The sequence below is a fragment of the Acidimicrobiales bacterium genome, from assembly GCA_041394185.1.
In the GTDB taxonomy this organism is placed as follows: Bacteria; Actinomycetota; Acidimicrobiia; order Acidimicrobiales; family Poriferisodalaceae; genus JAAETH01.
Genome location: JAWKIQ010000001.1, coordinates 165,721 through 191,638 on the forward strand (window position 1 = coordinate 165,721; position 25,918 = coordinate 191,638).

Here is a 25,918-nt window from a genome sequence, read left to right on the forward strand (position 1 = left end):
CCGAGTCGGAGCTTTTAGGGCATTCGATCTTGGTCCTGGCTGGCGCGGCATAGGAAGTCGACCTCGGTTGCCGTGACGAGGTAGCGGGTTCGCTTCTCACCGGTGGCCGTGTCGGTCCACTGCTTCTGAACCAAACGGCCCGCGACGAGTACATGGCGACCTTTCGTCAGGTGCTGGTAGCAGGTGCCGGCGAGGCGGCCCCATGTGTCGATGTCGATCCAGAGGCGACCACCTTTGGAGCCGGTGCGGCCTGAGGCAAGTCTGAAGCTGCAGACGACGCTGTCGTTGACTTCCTTTCGGACTGGGTCTTCTTCGAGTCGTCCGGCGATGGTGATGTGGTTCATGGGATGGTCCTTTCGGTGGTGATGCCGGGCAGCTGGAGCTGATCACTCGTGCTCGGTCCGGTCGGTAGGCGGGCCCGCCGAGCCTTCACGGCCGGACGTGGGCGGAGCTGGCTGATGCGGCGGAGTCGCTCGATGGCGTCGACAACCCGGGCACGGTCTCCATCGCCGCCGCTGGCGAGGAGTTCGATGTCGGCGCCGAGCTGACCGGGTGGTCGCGGCATGGCGGAGAGTCGCCGGAGGACCTGGTCGAGGCGTCCCGGCGCTGGTCGTGTCCCTTGCCCGATGCTGTCGTAGATAGCGACGAGCTGACGTGCTGGCTCGGCCAGGCGGACCAGGTCGATGACCTCGGCATCGGGGGTGGTGTCGTTCTCCATGCCAACCCCAGGGACCCTCCGCAAGACCGATCGCGACGAGATTTCTCAGATTTCTTGTCGCGTTTTGCTCGTTCGCGTGTCCCTGGGGGTGCTGTCTGCAACGAGAAGGAGGTCTGCAGATGGCACTGAAGAATGGATGGGGCACCTCGGTGGTGGCTCAAGTGGGAGCAACACCGGACAACGGATTCCCGGCGCCGACCTGGCGCAGGATGTCCTGGACTGGCTGATGTGGTTGGGACTCGCAGGGTCTCTGGCGTCGCTGCTGGTCGGCGGGGCGGTCTGGGGACTGTCACAGATGACCGGCAACACGATTCAAGGCGGCCGTGGACGGGCGTTCGCTCTCGGCGGCGCCGCCGGGGCGGTCGTCGTCGGGCTCGCCCCGACGATCGTCAACGAACTGTCGGGGCTGTGATCATGTCCGCACGTCGAGCAGCCATAGCTGCAGCAGCAACCATCCTCGTCACCGCAGTGGCCGCCCTCCTGTGGCGGACCCCGAGCAGTTCGGAACCCGCACCCGCGGCGGCGATCATCGAAGCCCAGGCAATCGACTCCGAAACTCAGCTCACCGATGAACCTGTATTCATCGATGAGCCAACGACAACCTCGACCGAGGCGCCTACTGCAACCCTGACCCACCTTGTGGAGACTCCGGAGCAGGCCGCAGTCCGGTTCCTCGAACTCACCGAGGAAGTGGTGGCCGTGACTCCCGAGGAGGCAGCGGCCATTCAGCGTTCCGTCGCCTCGGCAGCGTCTGCGGATCGCCTTGCCGCGAGCGTGCTGATCACGATGAGTCAACTCCAAGACGAGTTCCCGGAGGGGATCACCGTGGAGATCGCACCGCTCGGTGTCACGTCGACCCAGGTCGGTGATGGGTGGGAAGTTGAGGTCTGGTACGCGGCCGTGGCCACCTATGGCGACATCGTCGCTATCGAGCGGTGGGAGACCGCCACCTATCGGGTGGTGCTCGAGGATGGTGAGTGGCGCATGGACGACCTGGCCACGGTCGAAGGTCCGGTTCCGACCAGGCCCGAGTCGGTGTTCGCGACTCCGACGGACCTGTTCATCGAACAGGCCGCTCGGTTCTCCGACGACGGAATCAAGCCGTGACTCTGCTCGCCATCGATCTCAATCCGATCGACGATGCGATCGATGGCCTCGGCGGCCTCGTTGGAGGGGCCGCCGAGGCGGCGGGCGAAGCGATCCTCAGTGTTGTCGTTGAGTTCGCCTTCGGTCTCATCGCGGACGCCGTCACATCGGTGACCAACTCGGTCATCGCAGCGATGACGGCTACGACCAGCATCGATCTCGACGGAGGGTTCTTCGCCGCCATCACGCCGATCCGACAGATCGTGCTCGGCATGTCTGTCGCTTTGGTACTGGCGTTCTTCCTCGCCGCTGTCATCCGAGCGCTCGCAGCGGGCGAACCAGGAGCCGTCATTCGCACGGCGCTCGTCGATGTACCGGCCTCGATGCTGCTGATGGCCATGTCCGTGACCGTCGCGTGGATTCTGATCCGGGTCGTCGATGCGGCCTCGCTCGCGGTTACCGGCGACGTCGGAGAAGCGATGGGTGAGGTCTCTGCCACCCTCGCCACGGTCGAGCTCCTCACCGGAGCCGGGCTGCTCGGGCTCATCTTCGGGCTGCTGTTCGTGATTGGGGCGCTGTTGGTATGGCTGCAGCTCTTGGTGCGAACGGCGCTGATCTACATCGTCATCGTGCTGGCACCGCTCGGGTTCGCCACCCGTGCTCATCCAGGTACCCGCCAGATCGCAAGGCGAACGATCGAGATGGCTGTCGCTCTGATCGTGTCGAAGTTTGGGATCGCGGTTGCGTTTGGTGTGGGGGCGGTAGCGATCGAGTCGAGCAACGGCGTCGGCGCCGGAGAGGACGTCGACCTGTCGGGGATGCTTGCTGGTGTCGCCGTGATGTTGATGGCGGCCTTCATGCCGTGGCTGATCTGGAAGGCGTTCCCACTCGTCGAGGCAGCGGGTGCCGCAGCTGGGGTGGAAAGAGCCCCGATTCGCGCGGCTGTTGCGGGTGCCTCAATGGCGGTCGCTGCCACGGTCGGTGTGTCGACGTTGGCCGGAGGAGCTGGTGCTGGCGCATCCTCCGGCGGTGGCGGAGGCGGTGGTGCTTCCGGTGGTTCGGGCGGCGCTGGGGGTGGCGGCGGGTCTGGTCCCGTGCCGGGTGTCGGGGCTGGCGGGGGAAGCCCGCCTGTTCATGTCCCGTCGTCGGGCTCGAGTCAGTCCGGGGGCTCTGCTCCCAGCGGGGGTAGCGGTGGTGGCGCCGCAGGTTCGGCCATTGCGTCAGCCCCGAGGCGACAGCCTTCGACGGTTGTCGTCCCCGTCGAAGACGGATCGGACGGGTCTGGGCATGGTGGCCCGATCGAGGGTGAGAGGCGGTCGCGGTGAGCGCACGTGCTGTTCAAGAGGCCAGGCGCTTTCGGCTGTCGCCTATCGATCGGACCGGATGGATGTTTGGGCTCGGTCTCGCCCAGCTCATCGTGGTCGCCATCGGGGTCGTGACGGGCGTGCTGGTCATGGCTGTCATCTCACCCGTGGTTGGCGTCGTGGTGCTCGCGGCGATCGCAGGTCTTGGAGCCGCCCGCATCGGTGGCGATCCCCTCATCGGGCAGCTACCGCTCGCAACGCGGTGGGCCCGATCGAAGGCCCGCCTCGTTGAGCCGTGGTTCGAACCGGTGCCACTCCTTGGAGGTGAGCCCGAGTCGGCCGTGCCCGAACCGTTCGACGGTCTTGAAGCCCTGATCGTCGACGTGGCCCAGCTCGGACTGGGACCTCCGGGGACGAGAGCCGTCGTGTCTCACGACACCCAGGGCGAAACGGTCGCAGCAACCGTGCGGGTGACGGGTCGCCAGTTCAGCCTCGTCGAGCCGATCGAGCAGGACTGGCTCGTCGACTCGTGGGGCCGGGCGCTTGGGGCGTTCGTCTCCGAACGCAACCCCGTGGTCAGTATCCGGTGGGCCCAGTGGGCAGCGCCAGCCGGGTTGGACGAGCATCGGGTGTGGCTCTCCGAACAGATGGCCACCGATCCCTTGGACGACGTTCGCTCCGCCTACGAGCGCCTGTTGCGAGAGGCGGGTTCCACAGCGACTCGTCACGAGGTGCTGGTCACGGTGACGCTCGCAGTCGGCAAGGTTGCCAACAAGCGCGATGGCAGCAGCCGACTCCAGACCGCCGTCGAGACATTGCTTTCCGAGGTGCGGCTGTTCGGCCAGCGGCTCGAAGGATGCGGGCTGTTCGTGTCCGGGGTTCTGTCGCCGGGGAGTGGTCGAGGGCGATGCGATTGCGGCTCGATCCGACACAACGTCGTGCATTGGATGCCCGGGCGCGGAGTCTTGGCGAGGTCGCCGGTTCGACCAGCCCGGAGAACGCCCTGCCTTCGGTGACGGAGAACAGCTGGTCGGCGTGGCACACCGACGGAGCCTGGCACCGGGCCCTTCGAGTTACGGAGTGGCCTCGGATCGACGTTGGTGCCGCCTGGTTGTCGGACCTGATGCTGTACGCCGGATGCGTCCGCACGATGGCGGTCGTGCTCGAACCCGTGCCCAGATCCCGAAGCCAGCGGTCGATAGTCCGTGACTCGGCCAAGATCGAATCGGACGCCGCTCACCGAGCCGAGAAGGGGTTCCGGGTCGGCGCCCACCATCGCCGGGCTCGCCAAGCGGTTGAGGAACGAGAGGAAGAACTCGTCGCCGGCTACGGCGAGTTCGCCTACGCCGGAGTCCTCGTCGTCACCTCCAGCACACTCGACGAGCTCGACGACGCGACCGCCGAGATGACACAGATCACCGCATCGCTTGGCATGGAAACCAAGCCGCTGCACGGCCGACATGACGTCGCCGTGTTGGCCACCCTGCCAGTGGCGCGGGGCATCGCCCCGAAGGAGTGGCTGTGACCGGACTCCTGCATCGGTGGCGACGGCCCGGGCTGCGAGTGCCAAGACACCGAGCGACCAACGCCCACGTGTGTGCCCTGTACCCGTTCCACGCCAGCGCCGGGCTCGGCCCACGAGGCATCTACATCGGCGAGGACATGTCAGCCGGAGGCAGCGCCTGGTGCTACGACCCATTCCAGGCCTACACCGACGGCCTCATCACGTCACCCAACATCCTCGTGCTAGGCACGGTCGGCTCCGGCAAGTCGTCGGCGGTCAAGACCCTGCTATACCGCTCGATCGGCCTCCTCGGCTCGCCGGGAGGGCGGTCACGTTGGTGCGCCATCCTCGACCCCAAGGGCGAGTACGGACCGCTCGCCGACGCGCTCGGGCTGTCCCGCATCCGCCTTTACCCAGGAGGGGCCAGCCGCCTCAACCCGCTCGACGCCGGACCGATGGTCACCGACCCAGACGAGCTGCGCACCCGACGTTCGCAGATGGTCGGGGCCTTGGCGGCGTCTGTTCTGCACCGGGAGCTGAGACCGTTGGAGGATGCGGCGCTTGGCTGGGCAGTCGATGCACTGACCCTTGGGCGCTCAGCCGGGCAGCCAACCCTCGCCGACGTCGTCGACCTACTCGTCAGCCCGACCGACGAGATGGTCCGACGAGCCCAGGACGACACTGCGCGGGAGCTTGCTCGTGACGTCCAGGACGTCCGACACGCGCTCGGCAAGCTTCTCGACGGGCAGCTTCGAGGCATGTTCGATGGACACTCGACCGAACGACTCGACTGGACGGGGCGAGGCGTTGTCGTCGACCTGTCGGCCGTCCACCAAGACTCGGCGGCGCTCACGGCGGTGATGATCGCAGCGACGGGGTGGCTGCAGTCGCTGCTCGCAGCGCCCGAGTCCGAACATGTGCCCCGACGAGTCCAGGTCCTCGAGGAGATCTGGGCGCTGCTCGGTTCCGAGCGGGTCGCCAAGTACTTCCAGGCGTGCCAGAAGCTGGCCAGGTCGTACGGGGTCGCGAACATCAGCGTCGCTCACCGAATCGCCGACTTGCGTGCCCAAGCTGACGACGGTACCTCGACTGCGAAGGTGTCGATGGGCATCCTCGCCGACACACAGACCCAGATCCTGTTCCGCCAATCCAGCGACCAGATCCCCGAAGCCACCGAGATGCTCGGCCTCACCAGCTACGAAGCCCAACTCCTACCTCAGCTCGTTCGGGGACGAGCGCTATGGCGGGTAGGTAACCGAACGGCCGTCGTTCAGCATCGGATCGGATCAGCAGAATGGTCAATCTGCGACACCGACACCCGCCTCGCGGTGTAAGGCGATCGCTGCGTGGCCGGGGTAGGTGGTGGCGGCCCGTGGCACCACTCGCCGAGTGGCCAGAGTGTCAGTCGGCGACGTGCTCGGTCCAGCGCAACCCGTTCCACCACCGCCACACGTGCAGAGCCGCCGGATCGGGTGCCCAACCGGCCTGCAACCGGTCGATCGCACGGCGACCCATCCGCCGAGGACGACGCCTCCGCAAAATGTCGTTCGGGACGAACCCCGCCCGGGCGAGCTGCCCCCGATAGATCCGCACCAGCTGAAGCGCACCGACGTAGTCGGCGTGCGTCCACCGATCGTCGGGCACGCCGGCGAGCCAGTGCCCGTAGACAGCGTGGTCATAGCTGAACCCATGGCCATCCCGCCGGATCGCTCCATCACATACCGAAGCCAGGTATCTGACAGCGTCACCGGCCGTCGCATGGCGAGGCGAATCCGCTCGCCGAAACCTCGCAAACACAGGCCACTCCTCTCGTCGTGACCAGATCGTCGCAAGCGACTGTGACACCGGGCATCGGTTCGCAGTCGCAACCGGAGCGCCAGTTCGGTTGCGCGACCATGTGGTGAGAGGAGGAATCGGATGCCGACCCGCGGAGCCAGGCAGAGCCAGCGTGACTCTGTCAGGGTGCTATGGAAGGTAGACCAGTGCTGCGCTGGGACGCGGCAGGGGTTTGTGCGATCAGTGACGCCATGGTGAGTCTCCACAGCGGGCCTCGATGCAAGAATTCAAGGTTGCCTCATCGACCTGTACTAGCGGCTCGGAGCGATACTTCCAGGGTGGCGGGCGTCGCTGCAGACGTCTACTGACGAGGCAGCGTTCAACTGTCCACGACTGCGATCCCGGTTGTTCTCGTCGCCAATCACGAACGACCTCGTGCTTACAGATGGTCATGACCCTGCGGGTATGGATTCGACTCAACCGTCGCCCGGCGACTGTGAGGAGTTTGGAGATCGCCCAAGCCCCGCTCAACGCCATGCAGAGGAGCACGACTGTAGACACAGCGGGTACCGAACCGAGGTCGCTGCTATTGATCCAGCGGCTTGTCGGATCGACCCCGTTTCCGCCGACTATGAACGCGAGAGCCGCCGCAAAGGTCAGGAGCGAAACTGCGAGCGCCTCAGCAACGTTGCGACCGCCACCGAGCCGTTGGTATGCGACGTTCGATGCCAGACAGGCGAGCGGCAGATACCAAAGTGCGATGGGATACTGAGATGCCCTGCCTTCAAAGACGACGACACCAAGGAACAGTCCAGGCAAGCTCGCCAAGCCAACGAATGATGGGTAGCGCCTCCACCAGCTCGCGAATCTAATGACTCGACTGGTCGCGAGTTCGGAGGCTGCTGCAGAGATAAGGCCGAGGCTCACCACGGCCAGGAGCGAGAGACCGATCGCCTCGTAGGCCCAGTCGGATAGGCCGTAGTTCTGGTAGTTCGGCCACGACTGGCGGATCATCGTCAGCATGAGAGCAGGGACGGACAAAATCAGGATGGCAGACGCTGCTAGTGCGGCGACTTGGACCGCGTCACCTGCTGCGGCTCGCACGAGCAATCGCCATCCTTCGCGAAGACGGTCGATCGGGTTGGCGTCACGGTTGTCCCGAACGGTACGCGCTTCCTGAATCCAGTCGGGGCCCTCTACATCGCGATGCCCGTTCAGAGCCTCGATTGATTCAGTCCATGCGGTGAGTACGCCAACGAGCCACCTTGGCGCAATCACACCCAGCCGAGCCGCCAGAGTGCCTAGAAACAGCACGGATAGCCAGACGATGTGGCCGGAGTGCAGAACCATGGCTGACCGGTCGGCCATGGCCGAATGAAGGCAAGCATCTGTCCGCGTGGCTTCGACGTCATCGAGCCACAGGATGCGGTCGAGCGATCCCCGTCCTCAGGGTTCCAGTAGACGGAGCAGTAGGTCGTTGACCAGGTCTTTCTCCCGATTTCCGAACCTGTAGGTGGATCGGTAGGTCGAGCAGTAGGTGGGCTGGGAGGTGGGTTTCTCACGGTTCGGGCATGACCGAACGTGCCTATCTGCTGAGGAAGCTGGACTCTGAGTGGGAGCAGCTTGTTGAGCGTCCATCGAACCGGCGCCGAGTGCGCTGCTGGCAGGCTGAGCACGCTTGCCTACGTATCGCCGGTTCTATCGATGGGCTGGTGAGACGGATCGATGATGTCCCTCGTGAGGAGTCGACCGAGATTGTGTGGGCGCTCCTCGAACTCGCTGCTCGGGGCGATGCGCTTGCGTCGAGGACTGTGCTTCAGGTGCTGGTCCCGGGGCTTGCGGGCGAGCTGCGATGGTTGAAGTCGTGGGCTCGGTTGGTTAGACCGCAGATGCTCGACGATGGCGAGATCGACCAATTGGTGGTGGCCGCGGGTATCGCAGCGATCGACCACGCTGCCGGGACGCGAAAGCCCTGGCCCGTCTTGTCGATGCTGCGTCGGGCGCATCGCACGTTGAAGTTCGAAACGCAGTCGATCGAAGCCTGGCAGACGTCCACCGAGGTTCTCGACGATTCCCGGCTGCTGAGCATCGGTGAAAGCGAGTCCGTGTCGCCGAGCGCCGTGTTGCTTGACGCGCTGGTGCGGGCCCGGGATGTGGGTGCGGTGTCGAGCGCCGAGGTGCGACTGCTGTGGTTGATCGACGTTGAGGGCTACACCTCCGCCGAGCTTGCTCCTGACCTTGGAATCTCGCCTCGCTCGGTCGCCCAGCGTCGGCTGCGAGCCGAGCGGCGTCTCGTTGATCTGCTGGCGTCATGACCAATCAGCAAGGTCGAACAACGGCGCCACTTGTCGGCGATGAGGCGATCGCGGCGCTGGTGATCGTTGTCGGAGTGGTGTGTGCGGCGGTGTGGAGTGGCGCTCAGGTCGCTGTGTTCGTGAGCTCTGGGCACTTCCTCGACATCGGTCTAGGTGACGCCCTCAGCGCGGCACTGCGACTTCCCGACAACGCTTCACAGCCACGGCTAGCCTGGAGCGACACGGCGGTGGCCGAGTCGCTGCCGGGACCGTTCCTCTACTGGCTGGCGACCACTGTCACCGCGCTCGTCGAGTTGGGCGCGGTCGTGTGGCTCTGGCTGAAGGTCTCGTCATCGTCGATCGGGACCCGCCAGCGGACTCGCTTGGGGGTTCGGGTCGGTGCCCGACTTGCAGAGCGGCGAGATCTCCGGCCGCTGATCGTCTCGGGTCCTGCGCCGGGGCGGTTCGTATTCGGACGGCTGGACCGCACCACGCTGCTCGCCACCGAGGCTGGAGAGCCGACGAAGCGTCGCCGTCGGCGGATGCGTGGCGGTCGTCGTACTGCGGTGGCGATGATCGGTCCGTCGCAGTCTGGCAAGACGAGCGCTGTGGTCGCCGGGATTCTCGACTGGAACGGTCCGGCGGTGTTGTCGTCGGTCAAGAACGATCTGTTCGACGAGACCGTCGCCCGCCGCATTCAGCTCGGCCAGGTGTACGTGTTCGATCCGATGCGCACCAGTCCCCGCCTGCCCGACGGGGTGAAGCGGGTCGGATGGTCACCCCTGCACGCGGCGAGGACCGTGTCCGGGGCGATCGAGATATCGACCGCTCTGCTCGATGCCGCACCCAAGGACGGGGTCACGAACGCGAGCTACTGGACATCGAAGGGACAGGCCCTGCTGTGGCCGATGCTCTTCGCTGCGGCGCAGGACCCCGAGCGCACCATGGCCGACGTCGTGCGGTGGCTGTCGTCCCAGGACGGCAATCCCCAGCCGCAGCGGCAGCCGGGCGGCAATGGCGCTCCCCAAGTGGACCCGACTCATGCCAGCGAGATCCGCTCGATCCTCAAGCACTACGAGGCGACCGGAGAGGAGCGGGTCGCGATTCAGGCTGCTCACACGCTCTCCCAGTTCGAAGGGTTCTTCCGGCTCGATCACCGGACACGCTCCGACATCTACTCGACTTCTCAGACACTGGTGCAGCCGTGGGAGGACCCGAACATCTCGTACGCATCGTCATCGGCTGCCGGGGATCCTGCTGATCTGCGACAGGTCCTCGAGGGGGCCAACACGCTGTATGTATGCACCCCCCTCAAGGACGCCGCCCGGTATTCGGTCGTGTTCGGTGGGTTGCTAGGCGCGCTGCTTCGAGACCAGGCCTACGACGTTGCCAACCGCTACGGCAAGCGGCTACCCGGACTGCTCTGTGTGGTCGACGAGGCGGGCAACACTCCGCTTCGCTGGCTGCCCGAGGTCGCTTCGACCTGTTCGGGTATCGGGGTTCAGCTCGTCACCGTCTGGCAATCGAAGGCCCAGATCGACGCCACCTACCAGGACCAGGCCGACCCGATGCTCACTAACCACGCGACGAAGATCTTCTTCGCCGGTGCGTCCGATGTCGCGACCCTCGGATACGTCACCTACCTCGGCGGGGAGGAGGAAGTCTCCCAACGCACCGCCAACGCCGATGCCCACATGGGGGGCTACCGAAGGGGCGTGGGCGACTCGACAACCCACCGACCGCTGCTGCCGCCCGAGGTGCTCCGCCAGGCCGACCCCGGCAACGCGATCCTCTTCCACGCAACTCTCGCGCCGGCCCACATCGAGGGCCGATGGGTCGGCGACGAACCCCGTCTTGCTCGTCTCGCCGCGGGTAGGGAACCCAAGCCGAGGGTCGCTATCGACGAGGCGCTGAGGGATGCCCTCGGCTACGACGCGACACCGCCCATCGAAGTGCTCCGACACTTGAGGTCGGGGCCTAGCGGCAGCGTCCCATGAGAGCCGTTGCCCGGCAAGTTCGTACGGACGCCGCAGCGATGGCTCGCACCGAAAGAAGCGCGACCAAGCGCCGATGAGGGATCGACTCGACCGCGCAGGCGAGCGGCAGCGCCTGACGCGGCTTGGCGTCAACGGAGCGGCCACCTTCCGGTACTCACCGTCGGCGTGGAACACTGAGGACATCCGAGTTTGTCTTTAGAAGGCGCCTACGCGAGGTCTGATCGGCGTCTCGAAGCCAGAAGCCCGTCCACGACGGAGTCGAAACAATGTCCCAGGGGCTTCGTATGCTGTCGAGCAGTGGCCGGCGAACGAAGGGGCTGTTGACGTGGCGAGGGAGGAGTTGCTGTTCGCGGCTCGCGATCTCAGGGGGTGGCTCGCAAGTCGCCTTGAAGACGCTACCGATGCCGCGAGACGAACTCATGCGGATGAGGCCATCGCGCGCCCACCCGGCCAGATCACCGACGAAATCGTCGCTCGGTATCTACTCGTGGAACCGCGGCTTCGAATCGAGGAGACGACCGGGGCGGTCGACGATCAGACTGTTGACGTGTCACGCGACTTCGGGCGCGCGGTCTTTGATCGTTCGCGAGCTGCACTCGTCGATGGCACGCGTCTAGCACTACGCGCTCCTTACGAGGGTCCCATCGAGGCACTTCGTTTGCAGGCGAGCACATTCTCGCTAAACCCTCCTCGTGCAGTCATCGGTCCAAAGGACGTGTCCGTCTATCGCGACGTTCCTGCCGATGTGCTCATGCGAGATCGTGAGAAGGTAGTCGAGAGTCTCCATGGCGAGCTGCGTGACGTTGATCGCTATCTCGAGTACGCGCGGAACGACATCCGCGGCTTTAACGCGACACTTCGAGCAACGGTCAAAAAGACAGCGGAAGCCCGCCGCAAGAAGGTGCTGGCAGATCGTGAGACCGAGGCAATGCTCGGAGTCCCGATAGCCCGCAATGGTTCAGCCGCAACCACATACCAGGTCTCGCCCGTCGAGCGTAAGCGTGTGTCGCCATCTTGGAAGAAGCCTGAGCAGCCCTTCGAGCCCGAGCCAGCGATTAGCGACAGCGATTTCGCTGATGTGATCGGCGACATCAGCAACATCACGACGATGTTCGAACGACTGGCCGTCACCTATGCAGCGATGGATGAGGAGCGCCTTCGCGATCAAATACTGGCGATGCTTGGAAACGTCTACGGGCCCGCCACGGGAGAGTCGTTCAGCAAGCGCGGCAAGTCGGACATCTACCTACCCTGGGATGGCGGCAAGCCCGTTTTTCTGGCCGAGTGCAAATGGTGGTCTGGGCCAAAGGCGTTCAAGCAACACGACCTGCCGCAGTTGCTCGACCGATACGTCGTCTGGCGGGATACTCACGCGGCGATGATCCTCTTCATCCGGAACAAGAATGCCACCGCTGTGGTCGAGCAAGCTGTTGAGATTCTGTGCTCCCACCCACGGTACGTCCGTGAAGCGGACTCAATTGGCGACTCGCGCGTTTTCGTTCTGCACAAGGACGGCGATCCCGATCGAGAGATCAAGCTGGCACTCGTCTGCGCAGTCATCCACGCTTGACCACCGACCAGCGCGTTACGGCACGGAGCATCGACGACCTACCTTTCGTCACGCCTACGAATCGGCCACGGGTGCGACCGGCGAAAGCGTCGCTCGCTTGCACGCCGGCTCATCGTTCGATGCCGAAGGGCTGCGGCTCGAATGTCACCGATGCCTGAAGCCAAGCATCGAAGAGGTGGGAGACCGCGGGCGCATGACCGATCGCGGGGTTGTCGGGCGTGATCGAACCGTCGGCGGGTGTCTTGCCGAGGACGGCGTGACGGTAGGTCTCGATTGCGGTTGCTTGTCGGTCCCAGTCGGTTCCGTCGGGTGGGCGTTCGCCGAGGGTTTCGGTGAGGTAGGGCGCGGGGTTGTCGACGGCTGTTCGGATTCGGGGTTCGAGGGCGTGGTCGATGACGTTCACTTCGTGCCTCGCGGCGTCGAGCGCTCCGGGCTGCTCGGCAGCGCTGGCGAGAAGGTTCTCGACGGTGGCCAGGCGCTGGTTCGCGGTGGCGAGTTGGCGTTCGGCGTCGTTGAGTTGGCGGCGTGCGAGTTCTGCCCGGTCTGGGTCTCGTCGTTCTTGCCGTGGCGTCGTAGCGGTCTGTGCTTGCGATCGTGCGGCGGCGAGTGCTTCGGCAGCGTGCTGCACATCGTGTCGTGCTCGGTCGTGGTCGTGTTGCAGGAGCCGTGGCTGGTAGTCCGGAACGGCCAGAGCCTGGGCGATGAGCTCGTTCCGGTGGGCGGCGAGTTCGGCCATCGGGGTATCGCTGAACAGGGTCGCTTGAGCGGTCGCGAGCGACTCGCCGAGTTGCATGTGTTCGGTGCGCTGGGCGGCAGGGGCTTCGCGTGGCGGTTGGGCCGGTGTCAGTTCGGCCCCGGTCGGCGGGTTCCAGCGGGCTGTGTAGAGGGCGTGGCGGGAGACGGCGTCGTCCCATTCGGTCGGGTTGGGGTGCTGGTTTCGCGGTCCGAGTGCTGACTCGATGGCGGCGGGCGGGTTGGTGATGGCGTCGTGGGTGATGCGTGCTCGTGCGATCGTGGCGGCCTGTTGATGAATGGGATCGGTGGTTCGTTCGAGGTCGGCGAGGGGTAGGTGGGTTGCGCTGACGACGGAGGCGATGTCGGGTGCTCGGGTGGTGGCGACGTCGGTAAGTCGGTTCTTGTCGAGCTGCTGGGTGAGGGCCTCGATGGGGTCGTCGGGTTTGGTCTGGAGGCGGGGGAGTTGTGGGTCGGTGTCGATTCCGTTGGGTTCGGTGGCGACGGTGTAGAGGCGCGTGTCGTGGGTGCCTCGGGTGAGGCCGACGTATACGGCTTCGGGTTGGCTGGTGTCTGTGGCGAGCATGCGACCGGCTGCGTAGGTGTCGCCTTGGGCGGCGTGGCTGGTGAGGGCGTAGGCGGGGGAGAGTCCGCCGGTGACGCCGGGGCGGATCTCGGTGGTGAGCCAGTCGTGGGGAACGTCGATGGGTCCTCGGTGGTCGAAGTCGACGGTGAGGGTGGTCTTGTCGATGGCGGTGATGGTTCCGGTGGTGCCGTTGCGGATGTAGTTCTTAGGGTCGTCGGTGGGGTGGAGTCCTCGGTTCGCGGCGCGGGCGATGACCTGGTCGCCGACGTGGAAGGTGGCTTCGCCGATCGTGGTCCCGTTCTGGCTGATGGTGCCGTCTGCTTTGAGGAGTGCTTGGGCTCGGGTGTTGAGGGCGCGGCGTTCGGTGTGGTGTTCGGCGATCATGCGGCTGGGCCGGTCGGTGTGGATCTGGCGGTCGAGGTACCAGTCGGCGGCGAGGGCGTCGAGGAGTTCGGCGGCGCTGGGTGCGGTCACGATTCGTTGGTTGGCGTCGAGTCGGGCTATGGCGTCAGCGATGCGGCCGTTGCGGTAGTCGGCGTTGGCGAGGCGAACGTCGGCCATCTGGGGTGTGGCTTGGCGTCGGTTTTGGGTGAGGGTTGGGGTGCGGTCATGGTGGCGGGCGACGAGTTCGGCCCACATTCCGCCGGCGTCGACGGAGCTGTGTTGGTGGGGGTCGCCGATGGTTCGCATCGCTGCGCCGGCTGTGTCGACGTGGTGGGCGAGGCGGGCGTGGTGGCGGTTGCCGAGGGTTGATGCTTCGTCGACGATCACGATCGTGCGGCGGTCGAGGATCGGGCCTGGGGCGGTGTCGAGTCGGGTGACGAGCCCGGCGACGGTTCGTGACGGGATGCCGGTGGAGCGTTGGAGGACTTCGGCGGCTGTTCCGTTCACGGCTGCTCCGACGACCTGGTAGCCGGCGGCTTCCCAGGCTCGGGCGGCGACTTCGAGTGCTGAGGTCTTGCCTGACCCTGCGGGTCCGACGACGGCCTGGTGGCGGTCGCCGCTGCCGCAGATCGAGTGGACCATCGCGCGTTGGTCGTTGCCGAGGCGGTGACCGCTGGCGGTTTCCCAGCGGGTGATCTCGGCGTTGATGATGTCGGCTGGGACGACGGCGCTGTTGGTGTCGTGGCCGCCGACGTAGCTGGCGGCGATCGATTCTTCCAGGCGGATCATGGTGGGTGTCGTGTACTGCTGGCCTCCGACGCCTACGGGTTTGCGGTCGCCTGGCTCGAGCGGGATCGCTTCGATCGAGTGCAGCCACGCGTCAGCGTGGTGTTCGACCTCGTCGGCTGACAGTCGTCCTGCGGTGTGGTCGACGATGGTCTGTATGACGTCGCGGCGATCGAAGATCGTCTTCTGTTCGGTAACTCCGTCTGGTCCCGCGAGGTGGCGGTAGAGCCGTTCGGTGTCGGCACTTGTCCAGAGTCGTGTGGGTGGTGCGGTGGTTGCGTCGAGGAGTTGTTCGGGCCCGAAGCCGTTGGCTGCGAGTTTCTCTGCCCACCCTCGGCGTAGTGCGGTCGGGTCGGCGCCGGTGGTCTTGCCTGCCCGTGTCATGAGCGCTGCCTGCTTGCGGGCTTTGGTCGAGTCGGCGCCGAGTTCGTCGGTGAGGTTGAGGATCTGGCGACGTCGCGTCGACATGGCGTCGATCGCCTCGCCTGGTACGCCCTCGACGTTGGCGGTCCCACGGTGGGTGGGGGTCCAGGCGATGCCTCGCCGGTTGCAGGCGTGCTGCATCTCGGTCTCGGCGAGATAGCCGGCGGTGGTTGCGTGGGCGAACAAACCGCGGGCGTCGAGTGCCTGGGTCCGGCCGTTGGACCCTGTGCCCATGTTGGCGATCACGACGTGCTCGTGGAGCTGAGGTTCGAGTTCCCGGTTGGTCGAGTGCCGGTACGACGCGGCGATCATGTCAGACACGGGTTCGGAGCCTCGGCCTCGCCGGACCCACACGGCGTTTGCTTCCAGGTACTCCATTCCTCGGGCAACGCCCGCTTCGAAGGCTTCCTCGACCAGTTCCCTGACTTCGGGGCTGCCGGTGGCCCACAGGATCGACAGCGACTTCGGCGCCGAGAACGTCACGTCATAGGCCATCACGACCTGGGGGATCTCCCGGGCAGCGATGAACCGCTCGACCTCGGAACGGGTGACCATCCACTGCCCGTCCACCTTCGTGGCCGACAAGTAGGTGCCCGAACGGCGACCAGTAGATGGCTCAGGGGGAGTAATAGGTGAACCAGTAGGAGCAGTAGGTGAGGTGAATTCGGCCTGGTCAGCGGTGTGTTTCGTGGCCAGCCGCCACAGGTAGCTGCGGTGGACACCGCTCGCCTCGGCCGCCTGGGGTAGCGAGAACAGTTCGTCTGGCTTGCCCGGGGGCAGGCCCTTGGCGTGGTTCTTCGCCCGACCGGCGGAACCGACGGCGGTGACGAGCTGTGCACCAGTGCTCGGGTCCTGGCCGAGTAGGACCCGGGTCAGGTGAGTTGGCTCGACGGTGTCTCCGAGGCCGCTGGCGCCCGCACCGCGCCAGCGGCCGGGATGCTCGGGGGCGTCCGAGTAGTAGCTCCCCGGCCCAGCCTGGCTCTGGACAGCGGCTGGGGTCGATTGACCCAGGCTGCCCGGCCGGCGCGGTCGCCGGTGTTGGCTCCCTGGAGGTAGTTGACGATGTCGCGGGCCGCTCCAGCGGTGCGGTCCGAACGGACTCCGAGTGCTGTGACGCTCACCAGCATGGTGGCGTCCATCGGCGTAGTCTCTCCATGCCCTCCCCAGGGACATGGAAACGCCTCGAACGCGACAGCGGACCGCTGGATTTCTTGGGCTGATGCGCACCTACTGGTCCACCGGAGGTCGGTAGACCTCCAGATGTGTCTCGGCGGATTCGGTTCGGGCAGTAGTTGAGGGCCGTCGACAGATTCGGGATGCGAGCGCGAGGCTGCTCGGACGCGGGTGGGTTGTCCGTGGAGACGTGTGGGGTTGGCGGGAAGCGTCTGGAGTCGTCGAGCGTCTGGGGTTGGACGGTGTGGGGGTTGGGGCGAGTCGTGTGGATTGGTGCTGGCGCGACGAGGCCGAGCCTTTGGGGCTCGGCCTCTGTCGTGGCGGGGTGATGTGGCGGTTTCGCTACTGCCAGTCGGGCCAGATGTTGAGCGGGTGGTAGCCGAGCGTGACGGCTGCGTTGTCAGCCTGGTGGTCGCTGAGTCCTGCTCGGCGCCAGCGGCTGACGGTGCGTGGGCTGACTCCGAGCCGGCGAGCAAGGGCGGTGATGGTTGGGTTACCGGTCGCGGCCATGAGCGGTGCGAATGGCCAGCGGGCCCGGTCGTCGCTCGAGGTCGTGGCGCGGTAGGGCGGAGGGATGTGCATCGGTGACTCCAGGTGCGGAAGGGTTCTGATGCACACCCCAGGGACCTTCGAGGCGCCGAAACGCGACAAGTCAGGGAGAGATTCTTGGAGCAGGTGGAGCCATGGGCGTCTTGGGCCGAGGAGGCGTCTGGCAGTTGGTCCGTCTGTGTTACTTCACGTCGGAGTCCGAAGTGGACGCCCGAGTTGTCAGCGTCCGGGCTGGACTGGTGCCGGGTAGTAGTAGGTGTCGAGCACGTTCACATGGGGCGTGGTGAGAAGCCGCCGGCGGGCCATGTCATAGCTGGTGTTCCAATGTTTGGCGTAGTCCTTGATTCGCCACCAGCTCGCGACCGGTAGGTCAAGGTTCAGTGTGGCGTCGGTGTCCACGTAGAGCCCCCCGGCGAACCGCCAGCCTTCGATCGTGCCTTCGTCTATGGCGCGAACGAGCGCTTCGATCGTTGTGCTTGCCTCGACGGCGGCGTGCTCGATGGGGACCTTCATATGTTTCCGTCGGTAGCTCCGATCGGGCTGTGAGCCGCTCGCCCCGCGACAGGGGTCGGGAGCGGGCCCGGCTTCCCCAAGCGGGCCCGCTCCCAGATCTGGCGTCTACTCTTCGGTGTCGTCGGCCTCCTCGTCCGTTGTGCTGACCGGGGCCTTGCCGAGGTAGTCGATCCTGGCTGCAATGACCTCGAGCCTCTCCCGGCGGTTGCCGTTGCTGTCGGTCCACTGGGAGTGGGCGAGGCGGCCGGTGATGGCGACCTGGCGGCCCTTGGTGAGGTAGCGGGCGTGTGTTTCGGCGGCGGTTCCGAAGGCCTTGATCGGGATGAAGTCCGTGCCGTTGCCTGTCTGTCGGTCGACTGCGAGTCGGAAGGTGGCGATGGGCTTGTCTTTGGGGGTGTCGAGCGTGATGTCGGTGGCGAGGCGTCCGACAAGGGTGAGGTTGTTCACGGCTGGGTTCTCCTGTTGTTGGTGTCCCGGAGGGGTTCCGGGCTGTTCGAGCCGTGACTGGCCACGAGGGGCAAGTGGAGGTGCAACTACACCCGGAGGGTGAGCGAGGAGATTCCTGCGGACCTCGGAACCGAGCGGAGCGTCCCCGTAGGGGCGGTGAGAATGCTGGAGCGGGAATACCGCAGCGGTGGTTGCGCCGCAGCGGCCTCGTGGCAGGGTGCGGTTCGTAACACAGCCCGGGGCCCGTCGAGTACCGGCAGGCGGGGGATACGGGTGCGTGACCGTGGTCTTGTCGGATGGTTCGCGATGTCAGGCGGCGCTGTTCCACCAGCTGGCCCACACGCTGCCGGGGTGCAGTCCCAACTTGATGGCGGCGTGGTCGGCTTGGATCGGGTTGAGTCCTGTGGCCCGCCAGCGCCACACTGTGCGTGCGGACACTCCGAGCCGTTCTGCGAGCACCCTGGTCGGGGCCTGGTCGAGGTGGGCTTCGAGCTCGGTGAAGTCGAACCGGCCGTTCATGCTGCCACCTCCGACTGGGTGGTTGGTCGGCTGTAGGTGGCGAGGTGGTCGACGGCGGTCTGTGCACTGCTGGCGGTCTGGAACAGGACCTTGGGGTTCTGGTCGAGGATCCGTAGCCAGTGGGCGAGGTAGGCGGCGTGATCTGATCGTGGGCTGTTGGTGATGCCGAGGCGTGCCGTCGCGAAGGCCGCGCCCAGTTCGGCGACGAGTTCTTCGACGGCGTAGGCGTCATCTCCGAAGCGTTCACCGAATGTGCGACTCAGTCGCGATTGGTGACCTGTCCAGTGGACGAGCTCATGCAGGATCGTTGCGTAGTGATCCTCAGCCTGCCTGTACTGGCCGATGGCGGGTACTTGGATCCGGTCCACGAGGGGCCGGTACTTGGCTGTGTTGAACCCGTAGTCGATCTGGGCTCCGGTCGCTGTGATGAACGCCTCTGCGCTCTCTGTCCGAACCAGCGCCGGCTCCGTCGTGTCGGTCGGCTCGTCCGGGAGGTCGACCTGGTCGGCGTTGAAGACCGTGAACACCCGCGGGATCAACACCCGGGCGGTGTTCTCACCGTCTGGTGGCTGGTCGGCGCTGGGGGTCTTGGCGATCCACTTGACGCAGCGGGTGCCGTGTTCACCTCGCCGGACCTGAGCGCCCATCGATTGCCACTGGCGGTAGGTCGACCACCGGTTGTCGCTGTAGTCGGCATCGAGAGCCTCGAAGGCGAGGATCAGAACGTTCGCCCCGGCGTATGGCCTGAGGGTCGTGGCGTTGGTCGGGCAGAACAGGTCGGCGGTTCCGTTGTGATGCCACGGCGCCCGCCAAGTGCCGGCGGTGCCGGTCTCGATCTGCTGGACGATTCGGGCTGTGACTTGTTCGCAGAGCTGGTCGTATCGCACAGTCATCACCCGGCCTGCCGGTCGCTGATGGCCTGGACGTGAGCTTCGACGAGCCAGTCGGGCCAACGCTGCTGCAGGCGGCGGGGGACCGTGTCGAGGTGTGACCAGACCGACAACCGGGTTTGGTCGACGGTGTCCCAGCGTGCGGCACCGAAGCGCACCAGCCGGTCGAGTCGCCGCCAGATCGTCGAGTTGCGGCCGCTGCCGCCCGGAGTTCCGAGAATCGTGCCCAGCTCGGGGATCGGGATCGTGGCCTGGTGGTCGGGCTGGTGGCGGGTGGTGCGGTCGAAGAGTCGCAGCAGGCAGATCGCTGATGGGCCGAGGTGGCTCAGCCAGAACGTCTCGACATACTCCGATGAGATCGGATGGCCATGGCGGACCCGCAATGGATCTTCAACGATCCGGACCGCGAGATGGTCGATCCACCCAGGTGGTGGTTCGGCTGGTCTGGTGAGATCGGTGGTTGGCATGTGGTGCTCCCTTCGTGGGCTCGGTTCGTGAGCCGTCCCAGGCCACGGGGACGAAGAGAGCGAAGAAGGTGGAGCCCCTGAGCGCAGCGAAGCGGAACGACCTCCGCAGCGAGCAAGCCCGTGGCAGGCTCACATTCGAAGCGACCCAGACGGGGGCAGCTTCTGCTCGTGCGGTGGCACTCACAGATGAACGACTCGCGCACAGGTGAGCCGTCGTTTCGTGTCAGGCTTTCGCGGTGATCTGTCGGGTCGACCTAGATTGCGAACGGTTCGGGGGAGACCACCGACTCCTCCGAGCCGCCGACATCGGGTGTGGCGACACCGAGTCGTATCGACGCCCTGGACGGTGGACAAGACCAAGACTCGCAGAGCGGGCCGGCAGGAGGTGGGGCAAGTGGGCATCGAGAGACTCGTCGACACTCGTGGGGGTCGCAGACGACAGCGGGCGCTACCGATCCGATCGCCCTGGCTGTAGAGCTGGCCAACGAGGTCGACGTCGCTGCACGCCACGATCAGCTACACGGCGACCTGCTCGAACGGTTCCGCACCGAAGCCCTCGACTGCGTCCTTGCCCTGGCCCGCATCCGCTGAGACTGCATCCCCGACGCTGGACGAATCAGAAGCGGTGGATCGAATGGCAGGTCGCGCGATTCTGATGACCACGAGGAATCGTGTGTCTGCCATGACCGTTCGGGAAGCTCCAAAAGGCCCAACCCCCGAGGCTGATATCAGTGTGACCCATACCGGTGAGACTGATATCGCCCCGGCGACGGGGCACCAAAGTGCGGTCCGAAAACAGACCCCTACCTGCTACGACGCATTTCCGGCAGGTACAGGCACTGTTGCGTTGGTTGATCGGCTGGCGCGGATGGGCGGTTCGGTGTCGGTGATCGATCAGATCACATGGGCGAGTTCGTTGTGGCCGCGCCGGAGGTTCTGGACGAAGGCGTGACCACGTATCACGACCGACGCCGTTCGATCTGTTCGCAATCCGCGCATCGGCCGGAGTCTCGCCTTGAGGCGACCGTGATCTGATTCGATCCGGTTGTTCCCGTACTACTCGGTGTCGTGCATCGCTTCGGGGATCAACTCGTCGATGACACGAAGCAAGGGCGCCGCGAGATCTGTGGTGACCTCGCCAGGCCGTCCATGGGCATCGAGTGCCGATTCGAAGAAGTTCCGGGCCGCGGCGATGTTGCGTCGTTTCGAGACGTACACGTCGATGACCTGCCCATGCTGATCGACCGCCCTGTAGACGTAGCGCCACACACCGGCGACCTTGACGTAGGTCTCGTCAACGAACCAGCGCTCACCAACCGCGTGACGACAAGGCGGGCGGCGTCGATGAGCAGGGGTGAGAATCGTTGCACCAAGCGGTAGACGGTGTCGTGATCGACCTCGACACCACGTTCCGCGAGAAGTTCCTCGACGTCCCGGTACGACAGCCCGTAGCGCAGATACCAGCGCACCGCCAACAAGCTCACCTCGGACGGGAACCGGTATCCGGCGAAGGCAGCGGACTCAAAACGACGTCGGCGATTCACCCCGACATGCTCGCCGCACACCGCCCTGTCCGTCAACGCAACGGTGCCCCGTGACGGGGATTCCGTCGGTGGCGAGGTCGGTCACGACCGGGAACATCTGTAATGGGTTCCGGTTGGCCCGTGGCTGACTGAGAGGCTGCGTTCCGGCCACCCGGGTATATCCGACCCTTCAACTACGAAGGTGTCTTCAAAATGACGTGTCCACGTTCTGGTCGAGACCAAGCCTCTTGTGCGCAGATGTCCTGATTAGAAGCCTGTCCGCTCGTCCGGGTTCCGGATGAGCGTGACTCATTACAGATTTGATCTCTGAGCAACCACACGGCTTGGCCAACATCCCACATCAACAAAGTTCAGGAGCTCAGATGGCCATCGTTGCAGACCGATTCGACCACGTTGTCGGAGTCGACACACACGCTCGCTCACACACCTACAGCATCATCGAATGCCGGACCGGAGCCGTCGTCGACGCTGGTGTGTTCCCGGCGACTCGAGCTGGCCTCGTCCGAGCGCTCAGATGGATAGACCGGCGGACTGAGGGGGCAACCTTGGCGGCAGTCGAGGGAACGTCTTCCTACGGAGCGTCGATCACTGCCCTGCTCATCGAGGCCGGTCTTGTGGTTGCAGAGGTTCGTCCTGCAACCAGGGCTATCCAAGCCCATGGCGGAAAGTCGGACTCCATCGACGCTGAGGCAGCGGCCCGCAGCGTGTTGGGCAAGAACGTCGACGCTCTCGCTCAGCCACGCAGCACCGGTCGACGAGGCGCTCTGCGGACTCTGCTTGCCGCCCGGTCACTCATCGACCAGCAACGCACCGCCAACCGCAATGCGCTGATCGCTCTGGTCCGCGCTACCGATCTCGCTTTTGACGCACGCAGGCCGCTCACCAACGCTCAGGTGCGCGAGATCTGGCCGGTCCGAACTCGACTCGGCGGCAGGTATCGCTCGCCAAGAAGCCCGCCGGCTTGCCAAGACCCGTGATCGACCAGACCGACCTTCTTGCTCGCAACCACCGCCAACTCGAAGAACTTGCCGACCAAGTCGCGCCCGGATTGCAGGACCAGCGCGGGATCGGGCCCGTCACCGCCGCCATCCTGATCTGCGCCTACTCCCACAAAGGACGGGTCCGCTCTGACGCAGCGTTCGCTTCGTTGGCCGGAGTTGCCCCTCTCCCAGCCTCATCAGGGAACACCTCTCGGCACCGGCTCTCACGAATCAGGCGACCGCCAACTCAACCGAGCGCTCGACATCATCGTGCGAACCCGGATGAGCTGCGACGAGACCACCAAGGCCTACGTTGCGAGGCGACGCGCCGAAGGGCTGAGCAACCGAGAGATCCGTCGGTGCCTCAAGCGCTACGTCGCACGATCCACCTACCGCCAGCTCGAAGCCATCATGACTTGACACGATGCATAGAAGCGTCATTTTGGATCCAGGTTCGCCTGCGACAAATACGCGGCAGCGCGTCGCAGAACCTCGTTCTCCTGCTCCAGGAGCTTGATCCGCCGGCGAGCTTCGCGCAGGTCCTCGCTCGGTGCGGTCGTGTCCGGTTCGTTCTCGGCTTCGGCAGCCTTGCGAAGCCAGTCCGACAACGTCATCGGGTGGATCCCGAAGTCACCGGCGATCTCCTCGAGCGTCGTCCCTTTGGGACGCTGGCGAGCAACCCGCACGACATCGTCACGGAACTCCTGTGGATACGGCCTGGGCATGATGCGTCATCCTTTCAGACCTACCTGTCGGCAAGTCATCGAAGTTGACACCCCTTTCCGCGGCAGTCCCCAGACCTTGTGCCGAGTTCCGCGTTGACGATCAAGCCGGAGCCGGGTACCGTCCGCGATGAATCGGGAGATCTCGCTAACCGTAGGTGGAGTCAAGGTATGTCCAGGTGGTTCGCACCCTTGTTGGTTGTCTCGATGGTGGTGGCGATCGTCGCCCCATCGGGAGACGTCGGGGCGACTGAGCCCGTTGTCGAAAGCGACACTTATGACTACGGCGGCGCAGAGGTCCTGCTACCGACCGACGCACCACCCCCAGTGGACGGAGACCCAGACGTTCCATGGCTTGATGCAACCTCTGCCGCGCAGGAGGACGCGCGTGTGCTTGCGGCCGCCATGGGTTGGAGCATTGATGAGGCGATCGCGTACGGCCAAGCTGGGGTGCGCGCAGGGCCTGTCAATGCGCTACTTGAGCAGGACACTGGCCGCCACGGCGGTCTCTGGCTGGAGATGCGGAACGGTACGCCGTGGCTCGTGGTGCAGTATGTAGGAAAGGCTGATGCAGCCCGGCAGGCAGTGCACGAGATGCTTCGAGGAGAACTCGACGTCGAGTTCAGGCCAGTTCCTACCTCGCTCGCCGCTGAGCTCGATCGCCTGGCTCGGGTTCGTGAGGTTCTAGCCTCGGTCGCTCCGAGGGCGGCATCTGACTTCGACGTTCGTACTCGCAGCATCTCGGTCCACGTTGGCTCCGTCGCCGAACGCGCGTCGATCAATGGAGCGCTTGCCCGGGAGCGTGCAGCTGGACAGCAAGACATGGTCGCTGATGTCGAGGTGGTGCAACTTGCGGCTACGCCAGCTGTGGACATCACTGCTGGTCTCGCGTCGATTCCTGCTTGCACGACCGGGTTCGTTGCCAAGCGGATCTACGAGTACGGGTACCTCTCTGCCGCTCACTGCTCGAATAACCCCACCGTGAGCGGTAAATCGAGCTTCACTCGTGCCGAGCAGAACTACGGGAGCGCCGACCTCCAGTTCAGCAGCACCCAGGGCACCATGACTCCGCGGAACCAGATGTACAACGGCTCGTACACGCGGGACATTACATCGACGGTAGCGCGGCCAAGTCAGGTGGTCGGTCAGGCTCTGTGCACCTACGGGAAGACCACGGGGAATGACTGTGGAACGCTACTCACAAAGAACTACGCACCGAGCCCAGATCACGCCAACCACTTCATGATCATTGAACATCCTTCCTACGAGGACTACTTGGTCTGGGGTGGTGATAGTGGCGGACCGGTCTACTGGGGTAACGCCGCTTACGGCATCAACCACGCAGCCTCTCACATCGGCGGGGAATGTGCTGGAGCTGGAAACCCCAACGCTTGGCCCCCCTCGTCCTCGGAGTGTTCGTTTACCAACGCGGTGTACACGGGCATCAACTACAGCTCTGTGCTGAACAGTACCGTGTTGACAGGTGCGGCGACTGATATTCAGTTGCTGTACAACACCGGCTACACGAACGGCTCGGTGAATCACTGGAACAGAAGTCCCTTGGGAATGAACTGGGCGGTGTACGGCGGTGGCCCTGGGGGGAGCAACCGGCTTGAGTTCAACTGTGCTCCAGTCTCGGCTGGCTGTTCTGTCTACAACCAACGCAACATGCTGACGAACCAGAAAGCCACGTACCGATTGAATGCTGACCTGTACTGCAACAGCGGAGCATGGTGTCCCGTGCGGCTCGCCCTGTGGGGCATCGGTGGAGCGGCGAACCAGGTAGCTGTCGAGAACCTGCTATTGCCACCGAACTCCTGGACCTCCAGACAGTTCTATGTGACGTACACGCTTGCGCACACGGCACTTCGGTTCGAGGTTTACAACGATAGCGCCTACCAGAATGTGGACGTCTCAAATGCCCGCGTCTATACGGACCAATAGCCTACTCGTAGGTCTCCTGGCACTGACGGCAGGAGGTTGCTCGGCACCTGGTGTATCCAACAGCGCATCGACGACGTCCACCTCGACTACGGTAGAGACATCCCAGCCCGTAACGACCTCAACCCAGCCCGAGGTCGGACTCGAGCTGTTGATGGTGCGTGATAGCGAATACGTCAACAACACCTCAGGGCCGGTTGAAGGATCATTCAGTTTCCTTGAACCCGGCTGCATCACCTATACAGATCCCGATGGCAAGACCTTTGGCGTCGTAGTCGCTCATGGCGAGCGGTACGTGGATGGCAACGTCGTGTCCCGTCTGGGGTTTTCGCAGCCAGTGACCGAGCTGTTCTACCGAGGAATCGTGGTAGACCTAGAGGGCCTGGAAGGGATTGCCGACCCTTCACAGAACCCGTCTGATCTGTGCCCCGGGATGACTGAGTTCGTTGTAGCGATAAGCCCAGTGCCTGACGACGTCGCAGAGACTCTGTACGGCGATTGACTGGCGCTTCTTGGCGCGCGTCCTCAAATCCATTGAAAGCAGCCTGTGGGGTGGAGCTGCCTGACGCTCTCTTGTCAAGCGGCGAGGGTGTGGGTGCCCGAAACCCTGTCGTGGCAGGTCAGGCGGCTGTTCTGTATTCGTTGATGAGTCCGTCGCAGCGGGTGAAGCTGCCGAGAATTCGTCGGTGGTCTCGGGCGTGGCGTCCAGAAACTCGGTCGCCCCTGGTCAGGCGGCATTTCGGTATTCGTGGATGAGGCCGTCGCATCGACTGGTTCGAAGTACGGTGACGGTCGCCGGTGGCACTTTGGGCGGGTCGTGTTTCGGCGTCGGCGGCTGCTGGTTGAGCGACTGGTGAGGTCGATGCTGGTTGAAGTGGTCGATGTAGTCGCGAACGAGTCGTTCGAGCTGCTTCTGGTTCCACACGATCGTGCGGTCGAGGAGTTCGCGGCGGATCGAGCCGATCCACCGTTCAGCGAACGTGTTCGCGACAGGAACCCGCGCCGGTGTCTTG

The 25,918-nt window shown here is 64.8% G+C and carries 22 protein-coding genes and 3 pseudogenes; 12 read left to right on the forward strand and 13 right to left on the reverse strand.

What is annotated here, in order from left to right:
• Nucleotides 1–14: 14 nt before the first annotated feature.
• Both ssb and R2770_00750 read right to left on the reverse strand, forming a co-directional pair.
• A complete protein-coding gene (gene ssb / locus R2770_00745; protein MEZ5278974.1) occupies nucleotides 15–344 on the reverse strand; it encodes a single-stranded DNA-binding protein in 330 nt (109 codons plus the stop codon).
• Nucleotides 341–718: a hypothetical protein gene (locus R2770_00750; GenBank protein MEZ5278975.1), complete on the reverse strand. Its 378-nt coding sequence runs from the start codon at nucleotides 716–718 to the stop codon at nucleotides 341–343. The genes ssb and R2770_00750 overlap by 4 nt, the downstream gene beginning before the upstream one ends.
• 226 nt (nucleotides 719–944) lie before the next feature.
• Between R2770_00750 and R2770_00755 the strand changes: the two genes are divergently transcribed.
• The 5 genes and pseudogenes from R2770_00755 to R2770_00775 all read left to right on the forward strand — a co-directional run bounded on the left by R2770_00755 (nucleotide 945) and on the right by R2770_00775 (nucleotide 5,946).
• Nucleotides 945–1,130, forward strand: coding sequence for a hypothetical protein (locus tag R2770_00755; protein MEZ5278976.1), 186 nt, complete (start codon nucleotides 945–947; stop codon nucleotides 1,128–1,130).
• Nucleotides 1,131–1,132: 2 nt separating this feature from the next.
• Nucleotides 1,133–1,825: a hypothetical protein gene (locus R2770_00760; GenBank protein MEZ5278977.1), complete on the forward strand. Its 693-nt coding sequence runs from the start codon at nucleotides 1,133–1,135 to the stop codon at nucleotides 1,823–1,825.
• On the forward strand, nucleotides 1,822–3,129 hold the full coding sequence (locus R2770_00765) for a hypothetical protein (protein MEZ5278978.1): 1,308 nt from the start codon (nucleotides 1,822–1,824) through the stop codon (nucleotides 3,127–3,129). Before R2770_00760 ends, R2770_00765 begins: the two co-directional genes overlap by 4 nt.
• 62 nt (nucleotides 3,130–3,191) lie before the next feature.
• Nucleotides 3,192–4,633: pseudogene (locus R2770_00770) on the forward strand (SCO6880 family protein).
• On the forward strand, nucleotides 4,630–5,946 hold the full coding sequence (locus tag R2770_00775; GenBank protein ID MEZ5278979.1) for a DUF87 domain-containing protein: 1,317 nt from the start codon (nucleotides 4,630–4,632) through the stop codon (nucleotides 5,944–5,946). The pseudogene R2770_00770 and the gene R2770_00775 overlap by 4 nt, the downstream one beginning before the upstream one ends.
• 67 nt (nucleotides 5,947–6,013) lie before the next feature.
• On the opposite strand, the gene R2770_00780 is transcribed toward R2770_00775, so the two are convergent.
• Entirely contained in the window at nucleotides 6,014–6,127 is a 114-nt protein-coding gene (locus R2770_00780) for a DUF2510 domain-containing protein (protein ID MEZ5278980.1), read from the reverse strand.
• A 501-nt stretch (nucleotides 6,128–6,628) separates the two neighbouring features.
• Nucleotides 6,629–7,738 (reverse strand): hypothetical protein, encoded by a 1,110-nt coding sequence (locus R2770_00785; protein MEZ5278981.1) that lies wholly within the window; start codon nucleotides 7,736–7,738, stop codon nucleotides 6,629–6,631.
• Nucleotides 7,739–8,100: 362 nt separating this feature from the next.
• Between R2770_00785 and R2770_00790 the strand changes: the two genes are divergently transcribed.
• The 3 genes from R2770_00790 (at nucleotide 8,101) to R2770_00800 (ending at nucleotide 12,249) form a co-directional block, all read left to right on the forward strand.
• Nucleotides 8,101–8,703: a hypothetical protein gene (locus R2770_00790; protein ID MEZ5278982.1), complete on the forward strand. Its 603-nt coding sequence runs from the start codon at nucleotides 8,101–8,103 to the stop codon at nucleotides 8,701–8,703.
• The gene (locus tag R2770_00795) at nucleotides 8,700–10,679 is read left to right on the forward strand and encodes a type IV secretory system conjugative DNA transfer family protein (GenBank protein ID MEZ5278983.1); all 1,980 of its coding nucleotides are present in this window, start codon (nucleotides 8,700–8,702) and stop codon (nucleotides 10,677–10,679) included. The genes R2770_00790 and R2770_00795 overlap by 4 nt, the downstream gene beginning before the upstream one ends.
• Before the next feature lie 325 nt (nucleotides 10,680–11,004).
• Nucleotides 11,005–12,249, forward strand: coding sequence for a hypothetical protein (locus R2770_00800; protein ID MEZ5278984.1), 1,245 nt, complete (start codon nucleotides 11,005–11,007; stop codon nucleotides 12,247–12,249).
• 109 nt (nucleotides 12,250–12,358) lie between these two features.
• Here R2770_00800 and mobF read toward each other — a convergent pair whose 3' ends face one another.
• From mobF to R2770_00835, 7 genes are all read right to left on the reverse strand, one after another.
• Nucleotides 12,359–16,333 (reverse strand): MobF family relaxase, encoded by a 3,975-nt coding sequence (gene mobF, locus R2770_00805; protein ID MEZ5278985.1) that lies wholly within the window; start codon nucleotides 16,331–16,333, stop codon nucleotides 12,359–12,361.
• 342 nt (nucleotides 16,334–16,675) lie between these two features.
• A complete protein-coding gene (locus R2770_00810) occupies nucleotides 16,676–16,915 on the reverse strand; it encodes a helix-turn-helix domain-containing protein (protein MEZ5278986.1) in 240 nt (79 codons plus the stop codon).
• 186 nt (nucleotides 16,916–17,101) lie between these two features.
• Nucleotides 17,102–17,395, reverse strand: a complete 294-nt coding sequence (locus R2770_00815; GenBank protein MEZ5278987.1) for a hypothetical protein — start codon at nucleotides 17,393–17,395, stop codon at nucleotides 17,102–17,104.
• 105 nt (nucleotides 17,396–17,500) lie between these two features.
• The gene (locus tag R2770_00820) at nucleotides 17,501–17,842 is read right to left on the reverse strand and encodes a single-stranded DNA-binding protein (protein ID MEZ5278988.1); all 342 of its coding nucleotides are present in this window, start codon (nucleotides 17,840–17,842) and stop codon (nucleotides 17,501–17,503) included.
• Nucleotides 17,843–18,151: 309 nt separating this feature from the next.
• On the reverse strand, nucleotides 18,152–18,361 hold the full coding sequence (locus tag R2770_00825; protein ID MEZ5278989.1) for a helix-turn-helix domain-containing protein: 210 nt from the start codon (nucleotides 18,359–18,361) through the stop codon (nucleotides 18,152–18,154).
• Nucleotides 18,358–19,254: a zincin-like metallopeptidase domain-containing protein gene (locus R2770_00830; protein ID MEZ5278990.1), complete on the reverse strand. Its 897-nt coding sequence runs from the start codon at nucleotides 19,252–19,254 to the stop codon at nucleotides 18,358–18,360. The genes R2770_00825 and R2770_00830 overlap by 4 nt, the downstream gene beginning before the upstream one ends.
• Entirely contained in the window at nucleotides 19,254–19,718 is a 465-nt protein-coding gene (locus R2770_00835) for a hypothetical protein (protein MEZ5278991.1), read from the reverse strand. The genes R2770_00830 and R2770_00835 overlap by 1 nt, the downstream gene beginning before the upstream one ends.
• A 312-nt stretch (nucleotides 19,719–20,030) precedes the next feature.
• Between R2770_00835 and R2770_00840 the strand changes: the two genes are divergently transcribed.
• Entirely contained in the window at nucleotides 20,031–20,309 is a 279-nt protein-coding gene (locus tag R2770_00840) for a hypothetical protein (protein ID MEZ5278992.1), read from the forward strand.
• A 303-nt stretch (nucleotides 20,310–20,612) separates the two neighbouring features.
• Here R2770_00840 and R2770_00845 read toward each other — a convergent pair.
• Nucleotides 20,613–21,262, reverse strand: a pseudogene (locus tag R2770_00845) (IS6 family transposase).
• A gap of 362 nt (nucleotides 21,263–21,624) precedes the next feature.
• On the opposite strand from R2770_00845, the pseudogene R2770_00850 reads away from it, so the two are divergent.
• Nucleotides 21,625–22,662: pseudogene (locus R2770_00850) on the forward strand (transposase).
• Between the two features lie 17 nt (nucleotides 22,663–22,679).
• Here the strand turns inward: R2770_00850 and R2770_00855 are convergent.
• Nucleotides 22,680–22,967, reverse strand: a complete 288-nt coding sequence (locus tag R2770_00855; GenBank protein ID MEZ5278993.1) for a transposase — start codon at nucleotides 22,965–22,967, stop codon at nucleotides 22,680–22,682.
• Between the two features lie 168 nt (nucleotides 22,968–23,135).
• Here R2770_00855 and R2770_00860 point away from each other — a divergent pair, with 168 nt between their 5' ends.
• A complete protein-coding gene (locus tag R2770_00860; protein MEZ5278994.1) occupies nucleotides 23,136–24,908 on the forward strand; it encodes a hypothetical protein in 1,773 nt (590 codons plus the stop codon).
• 154 nt (nucleotides 24,909–25,062) lie between these two features.
• The gene (locus R2770_00865) at nucleotides 25,063–25,407 is read left to right on the forward strand and encodes a hypothetical protein (protein MEZ5278995.1); all 345 of its coding nucleotides are present in this window, start codon (nucleotides 25,063–25,065) and stop codon (nucleotides 25,405–25,407) included.
• Nucleotides 25,408–25,918: the final 511 nt, after the last annotated feature.